The organism is Streptococcus suis, assembly GCF_002960445.1.
Taxonomy (GTDB): Bacteria; Bacillota; Bacilli; order Lactobacillales; family Streptococcaceae; genus Streptococcus; species Streptococcus hyiners.
The window spans coordinates 1-289 of the sequence record NZ_POJD01000386.1; the positions used below are offsets into that span (position 1 = coordinate 1).

The 289-nt window shown below is 36.7% G+C and carries 1 pseudogene; it reads left to right on the forward strand.

Annotation, left to right across the window (positions count from 1 at the left end):
• Positions 1 to 169: 169 nt before the first annotated feature.
• Positions 170 to 289: pseudogene (locus C1G53_RS13630) on the forward strand (colicin lysis protein); the annotation flags it as partial.

Genomic DNA, 289 nt, shown 5'->3' on the forward strand with positions numbered 1-289 from the left:
CGTTTACAAGCCCTCGGAAAGATGTTATACTAATACTCAATGAAAATCAAAAGTAGACTAGGAAACGAAGTCGAAGATAGAACTCTGTTACTATCTTATTTCATGGTAACAGGCTGAAAACCTCCACTGGAGCTTTTCACTCATCAAGGCAAGTTGACAACGGATAATTTTGATTTTCGAAGAGTATAAGACCAAAGATAGAGCACAGGAGGAAGTTATGAAAATATTTATTAGTAAACTGATGTTAGTGTCCACGGTTGTACTATTAGCTGCTTGTCAGTCTAATCAG